Annotated in this window: 14 protein-coding genes; 4 read left to right on the forward strand and 10 right to left on the reverse strand. The window is 69.7% G+C overall.

Annotated elements, in window-relative coordinates; all coding sequences use genetic code 11:
* Nucleotides 1–15: 15 nt before the first annotated feature.
* The 6 genes from ACFYP0_RS06100 to ACFYP0_RS06125 all read right to left on the reverse strand — a co-directional run bounded on the left by ACFYP0_RS06100 (nucleotide 16) and on the right by ACFYP0_RS06125 (nucleotide 4,289).
* On the reverse strand, nucleotides 16–969 hold the full coding sequence (locus tag ACFYP0_RS06100) for a PDR/VanB family oxidoreductase (protein WP_357007589.1): 954 nt from the start codon (nucleotides 967–969) through the stop codon (nucleotides 16–18).
* Nucleotides 966–1,184 carry a hypothetical protein gene (locus ACFYP0_RS06105; RefSeq protein WP_124860951.1) on the reverse strand — a complete coding sequence of 73 codons (219 nt, stop codon included), beginning with the start codon at nucleotides 1,182–1,184 and terminating at the stop codon, nucleotides 966–968. Before ACFYP0_RS06105 ends, ACFYP0_RS06100 begins: the two co-directional genes overlap by 4 nt.
* Complete coding sequence (locus ACFYP0_RS06110) at nucleotides 1,181–2,224, reverse strand: aromatic ring-hydroxylating dioxygenase subunit alpha (protein WP_124860953.1); 1,044 nt, start codon at nucleotides 2,222–2,224, stop codon at nucleotides 1,181–1,183. The genes ACFYP0_RS06105 and ACFYP0_RS06110 overlap by 4 nt, the downstream gene beginning before the upstream one ends.
* Before the next feature lie 156 nt (nucleotides 2,225–2,380).
* Nucleotides 2,381–2,713 carry a TraR/DksA family transcriptional regulator gene (locus tag ACFYP0_RS06115; protein ID WP_124860955.1) on the reverse strand — a complete coding sequence of 111 codons (333 nt, stop codon included), beginning with the start codon at nucleotides 2,711–2,713 and terminating at the stop codon, nucleotides 2,381–2,383.
* Nucleotides 2,714–3,137: 424 nt separating this feature from the next.
* Nucleotides 3,138–3,872, reverse strand: coding sequence for a VOC family protein (locus tag ACFYP0_RS06120; protein WP_124860957.1), 735 nt, complete (start codon nucleotides 3,870–3,872; stop codon nucleotides 3,138–3,140).
* Nucleotides 3,873–3,929: 57 nt separating this feature from the next.
* Nucleotides 3,930–4,289 (reverse strand): DNA polymerase ligase N-terminal domain-containing protein, encoded by a 360-nt coding sequence (locus tag ACFYP0_RS06125; RefSeq protein WP_124860959.1) that lies wholly within the window; start codon nucleotides 4,287–4,289, stop codon nucleotides 3,930–3,932.
* Nucleotides 4,290–4,421: 132 nt separating this feature from the next.
* Here ACFYP0_RS06125 and ACFYP0_RS06130 point away from each other — a divergent pair, with 132 nt between their 5' ends.
* Together ACFYP0_RS06130 and ACFYP0_RS06135 are read left to right on the forward strand one after the other, a co-directional pair.
* On the forward strand, nucleotides 4,422–5,042 hold the full coding sequence (locus ACFYP0_RS06130) for a TetR/AcrR family transcriptional regulator (RefSeq protein ID WP_091399920.1): 621 nt from the start codon (nucleotides 4,422–4,424) through the stop codon (nucleotides 5,040–5,042).
* A 122-nt stretch (nucleotides 5,043–5,164) separates the two neighbouring features.
* A complete protein-coding gene (locus ACFYP0_RS06135; RefSeq protein WP_355496746.1) occupies nucleotides 5,165–6,664 on the forward strand; it encodes an FAD-dependent monooxygenase in 1,500 nt (499 codons plus the stop codon).
* Between the two features lie 28 nt (nucleotides 6,665–6,692).
* Here the strand turns inward: ACFYP0_RS06135 and ACFYP0_RS06140 are convergent, their stop codons facing one another.
* Nucleotides 6,693–7,811 carry a Gfo/Idh/MocA family protein gene (locus tag ACFYP0_RS06140; RefSeq protein WP_386994692.1) on the reverse strand — a complete coding sequence of 373 codons (1,119 nt, stop codon included), beginning with the start codon at nucleotides 7,809–7,811 and terminating at the stop codon, nucleotides 6,693–6,695.
* Nucleotides 7,781–8,491, reverse strand: coding sequence for a ThuA domain-containing protein (locus ACFYP0_RS06145; RefSeq protein ID WP_355496740.1), 711 nt, complete (start codon nucleotides 8,489–8,491; stop codon nucleotides 7,781–7,783). The genes ACFYP0_RS06140 and ACFYP0_RS06145 overlap by 31 nt, the downstream gene beginning before the upstream one ends.
* Before the next feature lie 800 nt (nucleotides 8,492–9,291).
* On the opposite strand from ACFYP0_RS06145, the gene ACFYP0_RS06150 reads away from it, so the two are divergent.
* Both ACFYP0_RS06150 and ACFYP0_RS06155 read left to right on the forward strand, forming a co-directional pair.
* Nucleotides 9,292–13,041, forward strand: a complete 3,750-nt coding sequence (locus ACFYP0_RS06150) for an nSTAND1 domain-containing NTPase (protein WP_386994694.1) — start codon at nucleotides 9,292–9,294, stop codon at nucleotides 13,039–13,041.
* Between the two features lie 182 nt (nucleotides 13,042–13,223).
* A complete protein-coding gene (locus ACFYP0_RS06155; RefSeq protein WP_356974755.1) occupies nucleotides 13,224–13,691 on the forward strand; it encodes a peptidoglycan-binding domain-containing protein in 468 nt (155 codons plus the stop codon).
* A gap of 99 nt (nucleotides 13,692–13,790) precedes the next feature.
* Here ACFYP0_RS06155 and ACFYP0_RS06160 read toward each other — a convergent pair whose 3' ends face one another.
* Together ACFYP0_RS06160 and ACFYP0_RS06165 are read right to left on the reverse strand one after the other, a co-directional pair.
* On the reverse strand, nucleotides 13,791–14,822 hold the full coding sequence (locus ACFYP0_RS06160) for a hypothetical protein (RefSeq protein WP_356974753.1): 1,032 nt from the start codon (nucleotides 14,820–14,822) through the stop codon (nucleotides 13,791–13,793).
* 264 nt (nucleotides 14,823–15,086) lie between these two features.
* Nucleotides 15,087–15,251, reverse strand: coding sequence for a hypothetical protein (locus tag ACFYP0_RS06165; RefSeq protein ID WP_356974751.1), 165 nt, complete (start codon nucleotides 15,249–15,251; stop codon nucleotides 15,087–15,089).
* Nucleotides 15,252–15,319 lie beyond the last annotated feature (68 nt).

Genomic DNA, 15,319 nt, shown 5'->3' on the forward strand with positions numbered 1-15,319 from the left:
GCCCACGCCGGGCGCTCACAGCTCCAGCACGAGTCGGGGCGTACGGGCCCGGGAGACGCAGATCATCATGGTGTCCCCGACGGCCCGCTCCTCGGCGGTGAGCAGGCTGTCGCGATGCTCCGGCACACCGGCGAGCACCGGCGTCTCGCAGGTGCCGCAAGTGCCCTCCCGGCAGGACGAGAGGACGTGGACTCCGGCCTCCTCCACCGCTCGCAGGATCGGCGTGCCCGGCGGCACGGTCACCGTCCGCTGCGAGAGCGCGAGTTCGACCTCGATTGTCGTCTCCGGCGCGCCGGTGTCGCCCCGGGCGGTGAAACGCTCGACGTGCAGGCAGCCGGGTGGCCAGCCGCGGCAGTGCTCCTCGACCGCGGTGATCAATGGTTCCGGGCCGCAGCAGTAGACGAGCCCGGTGCCGGGCCGGCCCAGCAACCCGGCCAGGTCGAGCAGCCCGGTCTCGTCCTGCGGGTGCAGGCTCACCCGGTCGCCGTACTTCTCCCGCAGGGCGGTGGCGAAGGCCATGGTGGCGCGGCTGCGTCCGCCGTACACCAGCCGCCAGTCGGCGCCCGCGGCGTCGGCCGCGGCGACCATCGGTACGACGGGGGTGATACCGATGCCGCCGGCAATGAAGAGGTAGCGGCGTGCCGCGACCAGCGGGAAGGTGTTGCGGGGTCCGCTCACCCGGACGGTCGAGCCGATGGTGAGCCGCTCGTGCGCCAGCCGGGAGCCGCCGCGCCCGTTCGGTTCGCGCTGCACCGCGATCCGCAGGACGGACCGCTCCGCCGGGTCACCGCAGAGGGAGTACTGACGGGCCAGCCCGACGCCCAACTCCAGGTCGATGTGCGCGCCCGGCGCCCACTCGGGCAGGTCACCGCCGTCCGCACGACAGAGGCGTATCGCCACCACCTCGGCCGCCACCTGATTGCGGCCGGCGACCATCAGCTCGACACCGGTCAGCACGTCCACCGTCACTCGCGCATCGCCAGCCGCCTCGGCGGTCCGGGCACCGGCACGGCCGCACCCTGGTGGCCCTGCGGGTGGCCGAGCAGCCACTCCCACAACTCGACCGGTTCCTCGGTGCGGCGCTCGGCCCCGCAGTGGCAGATCCCGCGCAGGGTGTCGGTGCCCGGCACCCAGTGGATCCGGTAGACCCGGTCCCCGGTGCGGGAGCCTGCCCGAGGCCTCATCGCGCCGCTCCCACCGTCCCCGACCCGACCATCCGCGCCAGCAGCCGCCGGGCGGCCAGGCCACCGGTGTCGATGTTGATGCTCAACTCCTGATACCTGTCCGGCTCGGTCGCGATCACCTGCTCCAGGATGTTGAGCGCGGTCACGTCCTGCATGACGACTGTGTGATTGCTGTGGTGGAGGTATTCGCTGACCGACTCGTCGTCGATCGCGAAGTCGCGCGCCACCGCCCAGAAGTCATAGGTGGTGTGCTCCGTCGACGGGGTGATGGCGTACACGATCTCGGCGTGGAACGCTTCGCGGTCCTCGCCCTCCGCGGGCGGGTAGACACCCTGCGGGGCGATCCGGCTGTGCAGCAGGTAGAGGCAGGGCGGGTGGTACTCGATGTCCTGCCACCGGGTGATCCGGCCCTGGATGCCGGTGGAGCGCGCGTAGAACGGGGGGCACTCGGCGTCGTCCATGTGCCGACTGACGTAGACGATCCCCCGGTCCTCGTCCACTTCGGTGGTGATCGGGGTGTTCGCCACCTCCGGCGTGCCGATGTAACCGCCGTGCAGATAGGTCTCGTGGGACAGGTCCAGGAGGTTGTCGACCAGCAGGCCGTACCGTGCGTTCAGTGGCGCCATGCCCCGCACCACCGCGTAGCGCGGGTCGGCCAGCCACGGTGCGCGGGGGATCGCAGCCGGGTCGGCCCGGTCCAGGTCACCGATCCAGACCCAGATGAAGGAGTCCTGTTCGACCACCGGGAACGAGACCACCCGCGCGGTGCGCGGGATGCGCTGTTGACCGGGTACGAAGACGCAGGCGCCGGTCGGATCGTAGGTGAAGCCGTGGTAGCCGCAGACGATCGTGTCGCCGTCGAGGCGGCTCTCCGACAGCGGGAAGCGCCGGTGTACGCACCGGTCGGCGAGCGCCACCGCCTGCCCGGCACCGGTGCGGTACAGCACCAGCGGCTCACCGAGCACCGTCCGGGCGAGCAGGTTTCGCCCCACCTCACTGCCGTAGGCGGCCACATACCACTGGTTTCGCGCGAATGTCATGTGACCGGACCTCCATGCCGACGGACGTCGATGGAGCCGGATCGTCCCGTGCGGAGTCCCCGCTGGGGAACCGGAGCTTTCACTGAATGAAAGGCCGGGCTCTCGCACCTGACGGTGTGGCTGCCGTGCCGGCGGTACGGCAGCCACACCCGGGCGTCACCTGTTCTGCTTCTCCTGGCACGGCACGCAGAAGCGAGCGTGCGGGAGAATTTCGAGCCGCTCGGCCGGGATGCTCTGGCCGCACCTCTGGCAGGCACCGTAGGTGCCGTCGCTGATCCGGTTCAGCGCACCGGTGATCTGCTCGATGTTCTGGCGGGTGGCCAGCAGCAGCGCGGCCTGGTTGTGGGCCTCGCCGGGGTCGCCGGTGTCCGCGTTGAGCTCGGTCAGTTCCCGCAGCCGAGCCGTCTGGGTGGCGAAGTCGTCCGCCAGGGACGCTCGTAGGTCAGCCAGCCAACTCTGGTCGAGAGTAGGACGATGATCGACGCTCATGATCTGCCTTCCAGGGAAAACGGGTGGGAAAAACAAAAAGGGCCGAAGCTTGGATAGCTTCGCCCTGGCGGTCGTTCTGGGTATGCAACGACTCCGCAGGTGGGCCTCGGCCGGTTCGCATCGGGCTCGACGTTGTGCGCGTGGGCGCGGTGTGCGGCGCGCGGACAACCGGCACCCGCATGTCGGCCTTGGGACGGGTCGCCGTCGGCACGCGCACAGCACCGCCCGCCGCCACCTCGGTGGCGGCGGGCGAGCGGAAGGTCACCGGCGGCATGCCCCAACCATAGAGTGGCGTTGCCCTAATGCCAACGTTCGCGGCGGGACCTCGTTCCGGCCACGAACTGCCACTTTTCGCCGTAAAAGGGCCGTTGCCCGAATCGATCGACGCCGTCCGGTTCTCCGTCGGCACGGTGTCGCCGGTTGGTCAGCCCGGTGTGAGGAGGCAGAACTCGTTGCCCTCCGGGTCGGCGAGCACCCGCCACGGGACGTCCTGCCCCAGGTCGATGGGGGTCGCACCGAGACTCCGCAGCCTGGCCGCCTCCACCTCCGGGTCGTCACCGGGGTACGGGCGGACGTCGAGGTGGACGCGGTTCCACCCGCTCTTCACGTCAGGGGTACGGACGAACTCCAGATAGGGGCCGACACCCTTGGCGGAGCGCAGTCTCGCACCCTGATCGGTCACCTCGTGCAGGGTCCAGTCCGTGGCCTCGCTCCAGAACCGGGCCATGGCTCGCGGATCGGCGCAGTCGACCACCACGGCGGCGATCGGTCCGGTGTCCCGGTAGAGCGCCCGGGGCTCCAGCACGCAGAACTCGTTGCCCTCCGGGTCGACCATGACCGTCCACGGCACACCGCCCTGGCCCACGTCGGCGGCGGTTGCGCCGAGATCCGTCAGGCGGGCGACCACCTGCGCCTGGTGGGCCGCCGAGGTGGTGGCGAGGTCCACGTGCACGCGGTTCTTCACCGTCTTGGGCTCCGAGGAGACGATGAGGTCGACGCAGACAGCGACGGGGTCAGGGTAGACGAAGCCCTCGGGTTCGAGGTTGGTCACGCCGGGTCCCTCACTGGAGATTTCCCAGCCGAGCGCCTGCGCCCAGAAACCGCCCAGCGTGGAGTCGTCCCGAGCCTTCATGTTGATCTGAACAAGCCGTGTCGCCATGCCGCGATGCTAGGGCCTGTGCCCACGTCTCGCTGACCGTCGTCGCCGCCTAGCGCACTACCGTCCGCGATCGTCCGGGAGCTGCTCCTTCGTCAGGTGGAGCAGCCACCCCTCGCCGGTGCGGATGAGCGCGTATCGCCGGCGACCGGTGCGGCCGTGCAACGTGAACAGCATCCGGCGGTCGGTGCGATCATGCTCCTCCCAGGTGCCGATGTCGGCGATCGACTTGTCGACGTCCTCGTAGGTGAGGTGAGCGAGGTCGTGGTCGGGCACGGCGATCGCGAGCCGGTTGTCGCTGGGGCTGTCCGGTAGACCGCGAGGCACCGCCCACGAGCGCAGCACACCATCTTCCTCAAGCCGCAGGTCGAAGTGCGGTCGTGGTTTGCGGTGGTGGTGCAGGACGAAGGCGGGTGCCACTCCCCCATTGTCGGCGCAGGCCGGCCCTCCCGCCTGTCGACGCGATCACCCTACGCGGCCGAACCCACCGTCAGTCACTTTTTGCGTGACACGCATATTTGCGTGTCACGCAATTGGTGCTAGCGTGGCGGCATGACGGGGCTGCGGGAGCGCAAGAAGGCCGAGACGCGGGCGGCGCTTGGTTGGGCTGCGATCCACCTCACCGCGGAGCGTGGCTACGACAACGTCCGCGTCGAGGACATCGCCGAGGCTGCCGGCGTCTCCCCGCGTACCTTCAACAACTACTTCTCCAGCAAGGCCGAGGCGATCGCCTCCCGCCACCTCGACCGCAGCCTGCGCACCGCCGCCGCGCTGCGCGAACGTCCCGCCGACGAGCCGCTCTGGGTGGCGCTCACCCAGGCCGCGCTGGATCAGTTCACGCGCGGTCCCGAGGTCGAGGCGATGCCCTCCCCCGACCATGCCCGGTGGGTGGCCGGCGTACGCACCATGCTCGCCGAGCCCGCGCTACAGGGCGAGCGGCTGCGCGCCACCGCCCTCGCCGAGGCCGAGCTTGCCGCGGCGGTCGCCGAGCGCACCGGCACCGACCTCGCCACCGACATGTACCCGAGGCTCGTCGCGGCCGCCGCCAGCGCCGCCGTCGTCGTCGCCATGCAGCACTATCTCGACAGCGCCGACCCACCCGCCCCGATCGAACGCCTCATCACCGACGCCTTCACCCAGGTCGCCGCCGGCCTCCCGGCCCCACCCCGCTGAAGCTCCGCCCTCACGAAGGCACCACCTCACCCACGTCTCCAGCCGCATCACAGTCCCGCGGCGGGCCGGCCACGTGCCGCGCCTGCCGTGGCGATGACGCGCACCCCGAAGGGATCACGACCATGATCGACGTCGCCATCGTCGGAGCCGGCCCCAACGGCCTCATGCTCGCCTGCGAACTGGCCCTCGCCGGCGTGCACCCCGTCGTCCTCGAACGCCACGCCGCGCCCACCGGCGAGCCCCGCGCCAACGGCCTCGTGGGACAGGTCGTCCGCCTGCTCGACCGACGCGGCCTCTACGCGCGGCTCAGCGGTGAGAGCACCCCGCCGGCCCCTCAACCGGCCTTCACCTTCGGCGCGTTCCCGCTGGATCTCACAATGCTCGCGGAGAACCCGCACTACGTGCTCGGAGTGCCGCAAGCCCAACTCGAGGCCGGTCTCGCCGTCCGAGCCGCCGAGCTCGGAGTCGACCTGCGCCGCGGCCACGAGGTCGTCGACCTCCGCCAACGCCTCGACGCGGTCGAGGTCCACCTCGCCGACGGTACGCAGCTCACCAGTCGCTTCGTCGTTGGTGCCGACGGCGGCCGCAGCGTGGTGCGCCGCCTCGCCGGTATCGACTTCCCCGGTGTCACCAACGACCGGTCGATCTCCCGCACCGCCACGGTGACCGTGCCTGCGTCGTCCCTCGACCCTGAGACGGGCGGCCTGCGCGTCCCCGGTTACGGTGTCGTCCCGCCGTTCCAGCACACCCGCACCGCGCGTGGCCTGATCGCCTGGGCCCCGTTCCCCGGCCGCCCGGCGATCCTGAGCACGACGGAGTGGCCCGAAACGCCAACGAACGACGAGACCCCGATGAGCCTGGCGGAAATCCGCGCCAGCGTCGCCCGGGTGCTCGGTGCCGACATCCCTCTCGGCGCGCCTGACGGCCCCGGCCTGCTGCGGCGCTTGACCGGCCGCAACACCCGCATCGCCGCCCGCTACCGCGCCGACCGGGTGCTGCTGGTTGGCGACGCCGCGCACGTGCACCCCGCGATGGGCGGCCCCGGCCTCAACCTGGGCCTACAGGACGCGGTCAACCTGGGTTGGAAGCTCGCCGCCACGGTGCGCGGCTGGGCACCGAAGGGCCTGCTCGACACCTACGAAAGCGAGCGTCGCCCCGTCGCCGAACGGGTCGTCATGTCCACCCAGGCGCAGTCGGCGCTCATCGGCCCTGGCGACGAGATCAGCGGCTTGCGGGAACTCTTCGCCGAACTGCTGCGCAAGCCGGAGGTGACCGGGCACATCGCGGCGCTGATGTCCGGTGCGGACATCCGCTACCCCGCCGATCCCGCCGACCCTCTGGCCGGCCGCTGCGCGCCCGACGTGGTCGTGCACACCGAGCACGGTGCGAAACGCCTCGCCGAGCTGACCCGCGCCGCCCGGCCGCTCCTGCTGGACTCCACGGGTGCCTACGCCGGGATCGCCGCACCATGGCGAGACCGGGTCGACGTGGTCACCGGTTCACTGGAGGGCACGACAGCGGCCGCGTTGCTCGTACGCCCCGACTGCTTCATCGCCTGGTCCGCCGGGGACGCCGCAACGCTGCGCGCCTCGATCGCCCACCACTTCGGCCTTCCACGATGACCACGAACCCGTTCCGGGCTGGCCCTCTTCAGTGTGTCTTTGCGTCGTACGCCTTCCAGCCCTCGAGCGGAGTGAGCGGAACCGGCACGGGCCGCTGTGCCGTCGTCGTCAGCTCGATCCGCTGGCCTTCGCTCGCCGACCGGAGCAGGCTGGTCATGGTTTCGAGTACGTGCAGTGCGACGTCGCCGTCAGCGCGCGGGGGACGCTGATCGTCGGCTCTGACAAGGTCGATCAGACCGATGCCCCGGGAAGCCTTGGCGTAACCAGCCTGCGGTTCGAGAGCGCGCCATTCGGTGCCGCCGAGCGGGAAGAGGCGCACCTCACCGTCGAAGTAGTTCGGATCGGGTACGGCGAGCGTGCCGGTCTCCCCGTGCACCTCGATCGGCGCGGCCGTCGTCCTGACGCCGTCGAAGCTGGTCGTGATGGTGGAGAGCGCACCGTTGGCGTGCTCGAGTACGCCGGTGAGGTGGGTGTCCACACCCACCGGGATCCGCTGGCCGGTGCGGGGGCCCGAGGCGATGACGCGCTCGGCGCGTAGACGGCTGGCGGCTCCGGTCACCGCCCGGACCGGCCCGAGCAGGTGGATGAGCGCCGAGATGTAGTACGGCCCCATGTCCAGCATCGGGCCACCGCCCGGGGCGTAGTAGAAGTCGGGATTGGGATGCCAGCGTTCGTGTCCCGGAGTGACCATGACGGCCGACGCGGACATCGGGCGGCCGATGAGCCCGCCGTCGATCGCCGCCCGCGCCGTCTGCGTACCCGTACCCAGGACAGTGTCCGGCGCGCACCCGACGCGCACGCCGGCCGACGCGGCCCGATCGATGATCGAGCGGCCGTCCGAAAACGTCACGGCGAGCGGCTTTTCCACATACACGTTCCTACCGGCGTCGATCGCGGCCAGCGAGATGTCGGCATGCGCCGCGGGGATGGTGAGGTTGAGCACCGTCTGCACGTCCGGGCGGGCGAGCAGGCGCTCGACGCTCATCGCCTCGGCTTCAGGAATCGTGGCCGCGACCTCGGCCGACCGGGAGGCGTCGAGGTCGGCCACCGCGACGATGTTGACCTCAGGGTGGTCCGCGAGTGTGTCCAGGTACGCGCGGGAGATGACCCCGAGACCTATGACGCCGACGCGGTGCGGGTCGCCCACACCATCCCCCTCTCGATCACGGTACGGACATCCGCGTGCTCCAGCACGTCGAGGCTGTGCCCAGGGGTGGTCACGACGATGCGCCCGGCACCCCACTGCCGGGTCCAGATCGCCGGTGAGGTGACCGGGCGATGCCACGGATGCCACGCCTGCGTCGGGTGGGTGGTCACGGCCAGCACGTCGATCAGGTCATCGTGCAGCACCCAGTACTGTTCGGTGATCAGGTCGAAGGCCTCGATGCCCGCAGTGATCGGGTGCTCCCGGCCGAGGTCGGTGACGCGCACCGTGTGTGGCAGGAAGTTGTCCTCCGGGCCGCCGTGACGCTCACACGGCTCCAAGCCCGGATGGGTCGCGAACTGGCCGCCCACCAGGTGCAGGTATTCCGATGACGCGCGGAACGAGTCCACGATGCCGCCGTGCCAGCCGGTGAAGCCCGTGCCGGCGATGACCGCCGCGCTGAGGCCCGCCACCTGGTCCGCGGTGATCTGCGACATCGTCATGCACTGCACGACGAGGTCGGTCTCGGCCATCTCGGCGGCGTCGGCGTAGATCTCCGTCGACTCCTCGACTCGTACGGCATAGCCACTTCGTTCGAGGAAGGGGAGGAACAATTCCGTCGCCTTGACCGGCTGGTGCCCCTCCCAACCGCCCCGAACCACCAATGCTCTCCGCTGCGCCACCGTCGCTCCCTCCCACGGTCCGTCGCCACCGGGCTGGCCCTTCCCGCCCCGACGACATGCCGCCGATGCCCGTACGTGTCGAGCACCGAAACCGTACCCGTGGTCGCCGACAAAGCCGACGGACTCCGGCTTCCGGACTCCGGACTCCACTGTGTACGGTCGGCTCACGCCGCAGCAAGAACGCACAGGTGCTGGAACGGCGCAGAGGTTCCGGGCCGGCCGGGTCGAGATCGCGAGCGTCGCAGCGGCTTCTGCTGATCAACCGCTACGGCGGTTACCATACTGGCGAGGGCTCTGGACCGAGCCCCGGCCACCGAGGTGCTGACCCTTTCCATGCGGTTGAGGCGAGGCGACCTTGCCCTTCGCGCGTCGGGCAGCCCGATTCGCGGGAACGGCAGGCTCCTCGGTCTCGGTCTCGGTCTCGGCCGGTGTTGAGGCGTCGGCAGCCACCGCGGGGTCGTCTTGGGCGGGTTCAGGCTCCGGCATCGGGTTCTCCTTGGATCTGGTGGGTCAGTGCGGGCCGTCGACGGCCGGCAGACGCGGACTGATCGACGCCGAGGTGCGCGCCTTGACGGTAGCGCAACACCAGGCCCAGCTGTGCGTTCCCCCGCTCCGAACGGACAGTCGTCACCTGCTGCCTGCCGGCGCGGACCGAGCCCGAGGCCGCAACCGCATGGCCGCAACTGGATACTTCTTCTGGCCCGATCCGATGGGCGCCCGTGCCGAAGCTCGCCATGGTCGCGCGGCCAGAGTTACGGCCCAGTATGCGGAGGTGGGTGTTGGGCCGTCCGGAGAAACCCGTGGATCCGACGGCGGGCCCGGTGCAACGGTTGGCGTGGCAGCTACGACAGTTGCGGGAGCACGCGGGCAACCCGAGCTATCGGCTCCTGGCTCGGCGCGCGCACTACTCGGCAAGCACGTTGGCGGACGCGGCGAAGGGTGACCGGCTGCCGTCGCTGGAGGTGACGCTCGGATATGTCCAGGCCTGTGGCGGCGACCCGGCCGAGTGGCGGGCACGGTGGTCGGCCATCGCCGAAGCGGCGGTCGCCTCCGGCACAGCCGAGACCGCAGCGCAACGCTGCCCGTATCAGGGGCTGACGGCATTCCAGCCCGAGCAGGCGGAGCTGTTCTTCGGCCGTACGGAGCTGGTCGAACGGCTGCTGGCACGGGCCGATCAGCGGTGCCTGACCGCGGTCGTCGGGGCTTCCGGAAGCGGCAAGTCCTCGTTGCTGCGCGCCGGTCTGCTTGGGGCCATCACCGCTGACCGTGGGCTCGCCCAGCGGTGGCGGACGATGTTGTTGACGCCGACCGAACGCCCGCTGGAGGCGTTGGCCGCCGAGGTCGCGAAGTTGACCGGCCAGGATGCAGCAGAGATCCGGAGGGACCTGGCGGCGGATGACGCCGCGCTCGACATCGCGGTGCGCAGCGCACTGGCGGGCGGCCCGCCGCAGACCCGCGCGCTGCTGGTGGTGGATCAGTTCGAGGAGGTGTTCACACTCTGCCCCGACAAGGCGGAACGCCGCCGCTTCATCGAGGCGCTGATGGACGCCGCGCAGGGGCCCGATCGCCGCACCACAGTGGTACTCGGGGTACGCGCCGACTTCCTCGCCCACCTCATGCAGTATCCGAACCTGGCCGTCGCGCTGGACGACGAGGCGCACCTCCTGGTGCGGCCGGTGAGCGCCACCGACCTGCGGGAGATCATCATTCGGCCCGCCGCCCAGGTCGGAATGGGCGTCGAAGCCGACCTGGTCAGCACAGTGCTCGCCGATGCCGCCGACGAGCCGGGCGCGTTGCCGCTCGTCTCGCACGCGCTCCTCGAGACCTGGCAACGACGAAGCGGGGAAACTCTCACCCTGTCGGCCTATCAGGCGAGCGGCGGCGTGCGCGGGGCGATCGCCCAGACCGCCGAGCGGGCCTATGGCCACTTCGGGGCAGCCGAGCAACGAGCCGCTCGCAGGATCTTCCTGCGGCTCACCGCGTTGGGCGACGGTACCGAGGACACCCGGCGGCCCATCATGCGTACCGAACTCGACGGCATCGCCGACGACGCGGTCACCGCCCGAGTTCTGGACCAGCTGGCCGAATCCCGTCTGGTGGTCATGGGCGACGGCACGGTGGAGGTGGCCCATGAGGCGCTCATCCGGGCCTGGCCGCGGCTACACCGATGGCTGACCGATGATCGGGCAAACCTGCTGATCCACCGACGACTCACCGAAGCCGCGCACACCTGGGCGACGCTCGACCATGATGCCGGAGCCCTGTACCGGGGAACCCAACTCCTGGGCGCGCAGGCCCTGGCCGACGACCGTCCGGAGGAGCTCAACGAACTCGAAAGCGCCTTCCTGCACGCCAGCTCCGCTCTCGCCGAGTCCGAGCAGAACGCCGGCCGGCGTCAGGCCCGCCTGTTCAAGCGTTTCGTCGCAGGCATATCCACCCTGCTCGTACTCGCCCTGCTGGGCGGCGGCGTCGCGGTACGACAACGCCAGGACGCCCGCCGACAGCAGGTGGCCACGCTCTCCAGCGAGCTGTCGCTGCAAGCCCGATCCCTGCTCGCCACCGATCCCGATCTGGCCGGCCTGCTGGCCGTCGAGGCCGACCACCTCAACTCGAACACCGAGACCCAGGGCAGCGTGCTCAGCGCGGCGGCCGCGCCCCGCCGCACCGAGCTCAATGTCGGTGGGCCGTCCATCTACACGGTCGCGTTCAACCCGGACCATTCCCTGTTGGCTTCCGCGGCCGGTGACGGCACCATCGGATTGTGGGACCCCGCACGTGGCGAGCGGATCGCCACCCTCGTCGGCCACACGGGTCGGACCGCCGGCCTGGCCTTCGCCGACCACGGAAGGCTGCTCGCCTCCGTCGGGATCGACAAGTCCATCATCATCTGGGACGTACCGACGCGCCAACAGAAGACCCGGTTGACGGAGAACAGTCTCGGGTCGGGCATCGCCTTCAGCCCCGACGGGACGACACTTGCGGTCGGCCTCACGGGCGGTCCCGGCACCGACGCGAATGCCGGCCGCGCCGGCGACATCGCCCTCTACGATCTACGGACCACAACTCGCTCAGTGCTTCGCGAGCACCGGAGTCCGGTCAGATCGCTCACGTTCAGCCACGACGGCGCGATCCTCGTCTCCAGCGACGGGGTGGAGCACCCTGCCGCTTGGCGTGTGGCGACCGGCACGGTGTTCGCCAGGCTGCCCGCCCAGCATGTCTTCTCGGTCGCCTTCGGTCCCTCGGGGTACGTCCTCGCGGGTTCCGCCGACGACCGCGGGGTGTACCTGTGGGATCTTGCCGGCGGTCAGCCGGTCCGCCTTCCGCCGTTACCGCTGGCCGGCCGCTACGCATGGACCATCTCCGCGCCTACCGACAGCAAGCTCGCTGTGGCCGACGAGAACGGCGCGATCACCATTTGGGACGTGCGACGCGGCGAGTCCCTGCAGACCTTCCAGGACCGCGGCCGCACCGAAACGGTGTCCGTCGCACTGAGCCGGGACGGGGCGATGCTCGCCTCGGCGGGCTTCAACGGAACCATCGTGCTCCACGATCTGAAGGACGCCCCGTTCAGCGGATTCTCAGCGCAGGTCAAGGATCTGAAGATCAGCCCGGACGGAACCCGTGTCGCCTCGGCGGGCAGCGACGGCACGGTCCGCCTCTGGGACACCGACGGTGAACAAGTGGCCGTCCTCGCCGGGCACGCAGACGAGGTGCAGGCCGTCGCGTTCAGCCCCGACGGGCTCCGGCTCGCCGCCGTGACTCGGAACAACATCATCACGATCTGGGATCTCCAACGTCGACGACATGCCACCCGACCGATCGTGTCCAAGGGAATCGGTGCGTCCACCGACGTCGCCTTCGATCCTGGTGGCCGTCTCGTCGCAGCCGCCACGCTCGGCCCCTTCATCTGGGACGTCGGGGATATCAACAACCCGACCGACATCACGGCCAGGTTCCCGGCACAGATCGTCACGTCGCTGGCCTTCACCCCGGACGGCCGCCGTCTCCTGGGCGCGAGCGTGGGCGGCTTCGTCAACACGTGGGACGTCACCACCGGCAAACTTCTCAGCCGAGTGAAGAGCCAGCAGGGCACCGTGCAGGACGTCGCGGTCAGCCCTGACGGAGCTCTGCTCGCGACCGCCGGCGACAGCCGTAGCGTCAAGCTCTGGGACGCCGTGACCGGCAGCGAACTGGCCGTCCTGCACGGCCACACCGCACCCGTCCAGGTCCTCGCCTTCAGTCGCGACGGGCGCAGGATCGCGTCCGCTGGCGACGACCGCACCATCGTCGTCTGGGACACCGTTACCCGACAACGGGTTACGACCCTCAGCGGCCATGGTGCGAGAGTCCGCGGGCTCGCCTTCACTGCGGCCGGAACTCTCATCTCCGGCGCCGAGGACGGGCGGATCATCCGCTGGTCGTTCGATCTCCGCGCCGCCAGGGCCCAGATCTGCGCCACTGCCGGTCGTCAGCTGACCCGGCAGGAGTGGGCGACGCACATCCCCTCAGAGCGGTACGACCCTTCCTGCGGCCCACCGTCGAGTCGCTGACCGAGCTGCGCAAACGTCGGAAGGAGTGTCCGACGTTGTTTGTCCGGCGCCGCCGCCCTGTCGGACAACCTCGTGCCGAACCAGCCTGACTTCAGGACACGAGCCGTGCGGTGGGTGTCCGCCGAGGAGTCCGGCTGCCCGGGAGAAGCCCGACGGGGGCCCGGGCACCGGACGACACTGCGATGAAGGAGAACTCGATGAAGCGCTTGGCAGCACTGATCGCATTGTCCATGACCGTGCTCGCGGGCACGCTCGTCGCCGCCAGCCCCGCCCACGCTCGCAGTCAGCCGGAATGCGAGTCCTACACCGTCGTCAGCAACCAGGCGGGTTATCAGGTCGCCGCGCCCGTCGGCAGGTACGGCGTCCTGCCATGCTCGCTGGTCTGGGGCGACGCCGGGCCGGGAACGCTGGCTCTCCAGTGGGCCCTGAACGACTGCTACCTCGCACCCGCGGGCAAGGCGCTGCTCAGCGATGACGCGGCGTTCGGCCAATTGACCTTCAACGCGCTGAAGTTCGCCCAGAGCAAGGCGGGCATCACCGCGGACGGCCAGTTCGGGCCGCAGTCACGGGCGTCCCTGAAGTTCCCCGCCTTCACGGGCGGAACCTACGGAACCCCTACCTGTGCCCGACTCGGCCGTCCGCTGCCGTGACCGCCGCTGCGTAGGCCAGGCCAGGCCGGCGGTGACAGCGCGAACGCTGTCACCGCCGGCCCAGCACGGTGCGCTGTGCTGGTGGACACGAATCCGTTGCTACGCCGGCTTCGCGTTCCGGGGCCACTCCGCAGCCTCCGGGAGCAGGTCGAAGATGCGGTCCATGGAGTACGGCTGGTACGTCGTCTCGGACTCGGTGATCTTCTCCCAGTCCGAGTTGGTGAACTGGAACATCCACAGGGCGTCCAACTCGAAGTCACCGTGTCCTTCGGGAAGGTGTTCGAACTCCTGCTTCATGGCGTCGACATCGAGGCCGGCACTCGTCAGGTGGCTCTCGAGGTGAGAACGCGCTGCCTCGTCGAGCATCAGCAGCTCAGCGATGGTGTGTGGCACAGGCGTCACTCCCCTGGCCAGCAGGTCACACAGGTCGACGCAGGTCTGCGCGAGCCGAACAAAGAATTCTGGCGGCTGCGCGATCAACGAAGCCGGAAACGCGACCGCGGGACCTTCGATCCCCCACATGAGGCCATCCGCCTGATCAACAAGGACCTCCGCCATACCGCACAACGACTGGTAGAGAGCAGCAGCCCAGCGAGGGCCGACGCCCCACGAGGGACATACGCAGACTTCTTCGTCGTCGTCCGAGCTCTCCATCAGGCAGCGGCACGACCCGCCGGGACCGCACTGGCCGCTGCCGGCGTCATCACGTCGGCGTTCGGCATACGACGGACAGCCGTCGCAGTAGTCGCACCCATCGGCGGGACACTGCGCGGCGGGAAACAGCCCCGCCCAATCGATCTTGCTGCCATCTCTCGGCAGGTTGGGGGCGTCGAGTTCGCTCACGAACCAGGTGGCAAGGAACTGCCGTTCATCGGTAACGTCGACGCGCTGTTGGGCTGCTTGCTCAAGCCCGGATCGGACGCTTGCCGGCAGACTGAGCCAGAGGCCGGAGAAGTTCTCCTGCCCCTTGTCTGGAGAGTTCAACAGGTTGCAAATGGCGACCGCCTGGTATGGCCAATCGAGCGTCGCGATGGCATCCAACTCGTTGCCGTTGCCTTTGTCGACGATTGCCATGACACGCGACTTGGTGGTGGTGTGTTGGGGCACGAAGGCGATTACTTCTCTGGGCACGACAGCTCCTCCCGAGCGCGCATGAGGGCGCGCTGGGCTACGAGGTAGGAACAGAGGTCCGCGCTGGTTGTCCCGGTGCTTCCGTGGACTCCGCTTCGCGAGACATCAAACTAGCATGCCTGTCAATTGCAGGACCGGTCCGCGAGCCGGAGCAGAACCGATCGCTGAGGATCCGCATCCGGCTACTGGCACGCCCGAGAGCGCATCACCTGGTCATCGCCCGACACGACATTTCTGGAGACCTTAGGAGGTCAGGTAACGGGCTCAGTCGAGTACCGACTCGCCACCCGGGTAGGCGAACGACGCGCGTGGTGAGTAGAAGCACCAGACGATCGCGAGGGGATCGGCTGGGCGCAGCGCGTACACCGGGTGGTCGGGTTCGAGGAACTCCAGCGACTCGACGGCGAGCGGGTCGACCGGCTCCGCCACGAATGGGGTGTTGCCGCTGAGCAGCCTGCCGTCGAGCCGGGTGAGACGCCGTTGTCCGGCCTGGGAAG

It is taken from the genome of Micromonospora arida, from assembly GCF_042873195.1.
Classification (GTDB): domain Bacteria; phylum Actinomycetota; class Actinomycetes; order Mycobacteriales; family Micromonosporaceae; genus Micromonospora; species Micromonospora arida.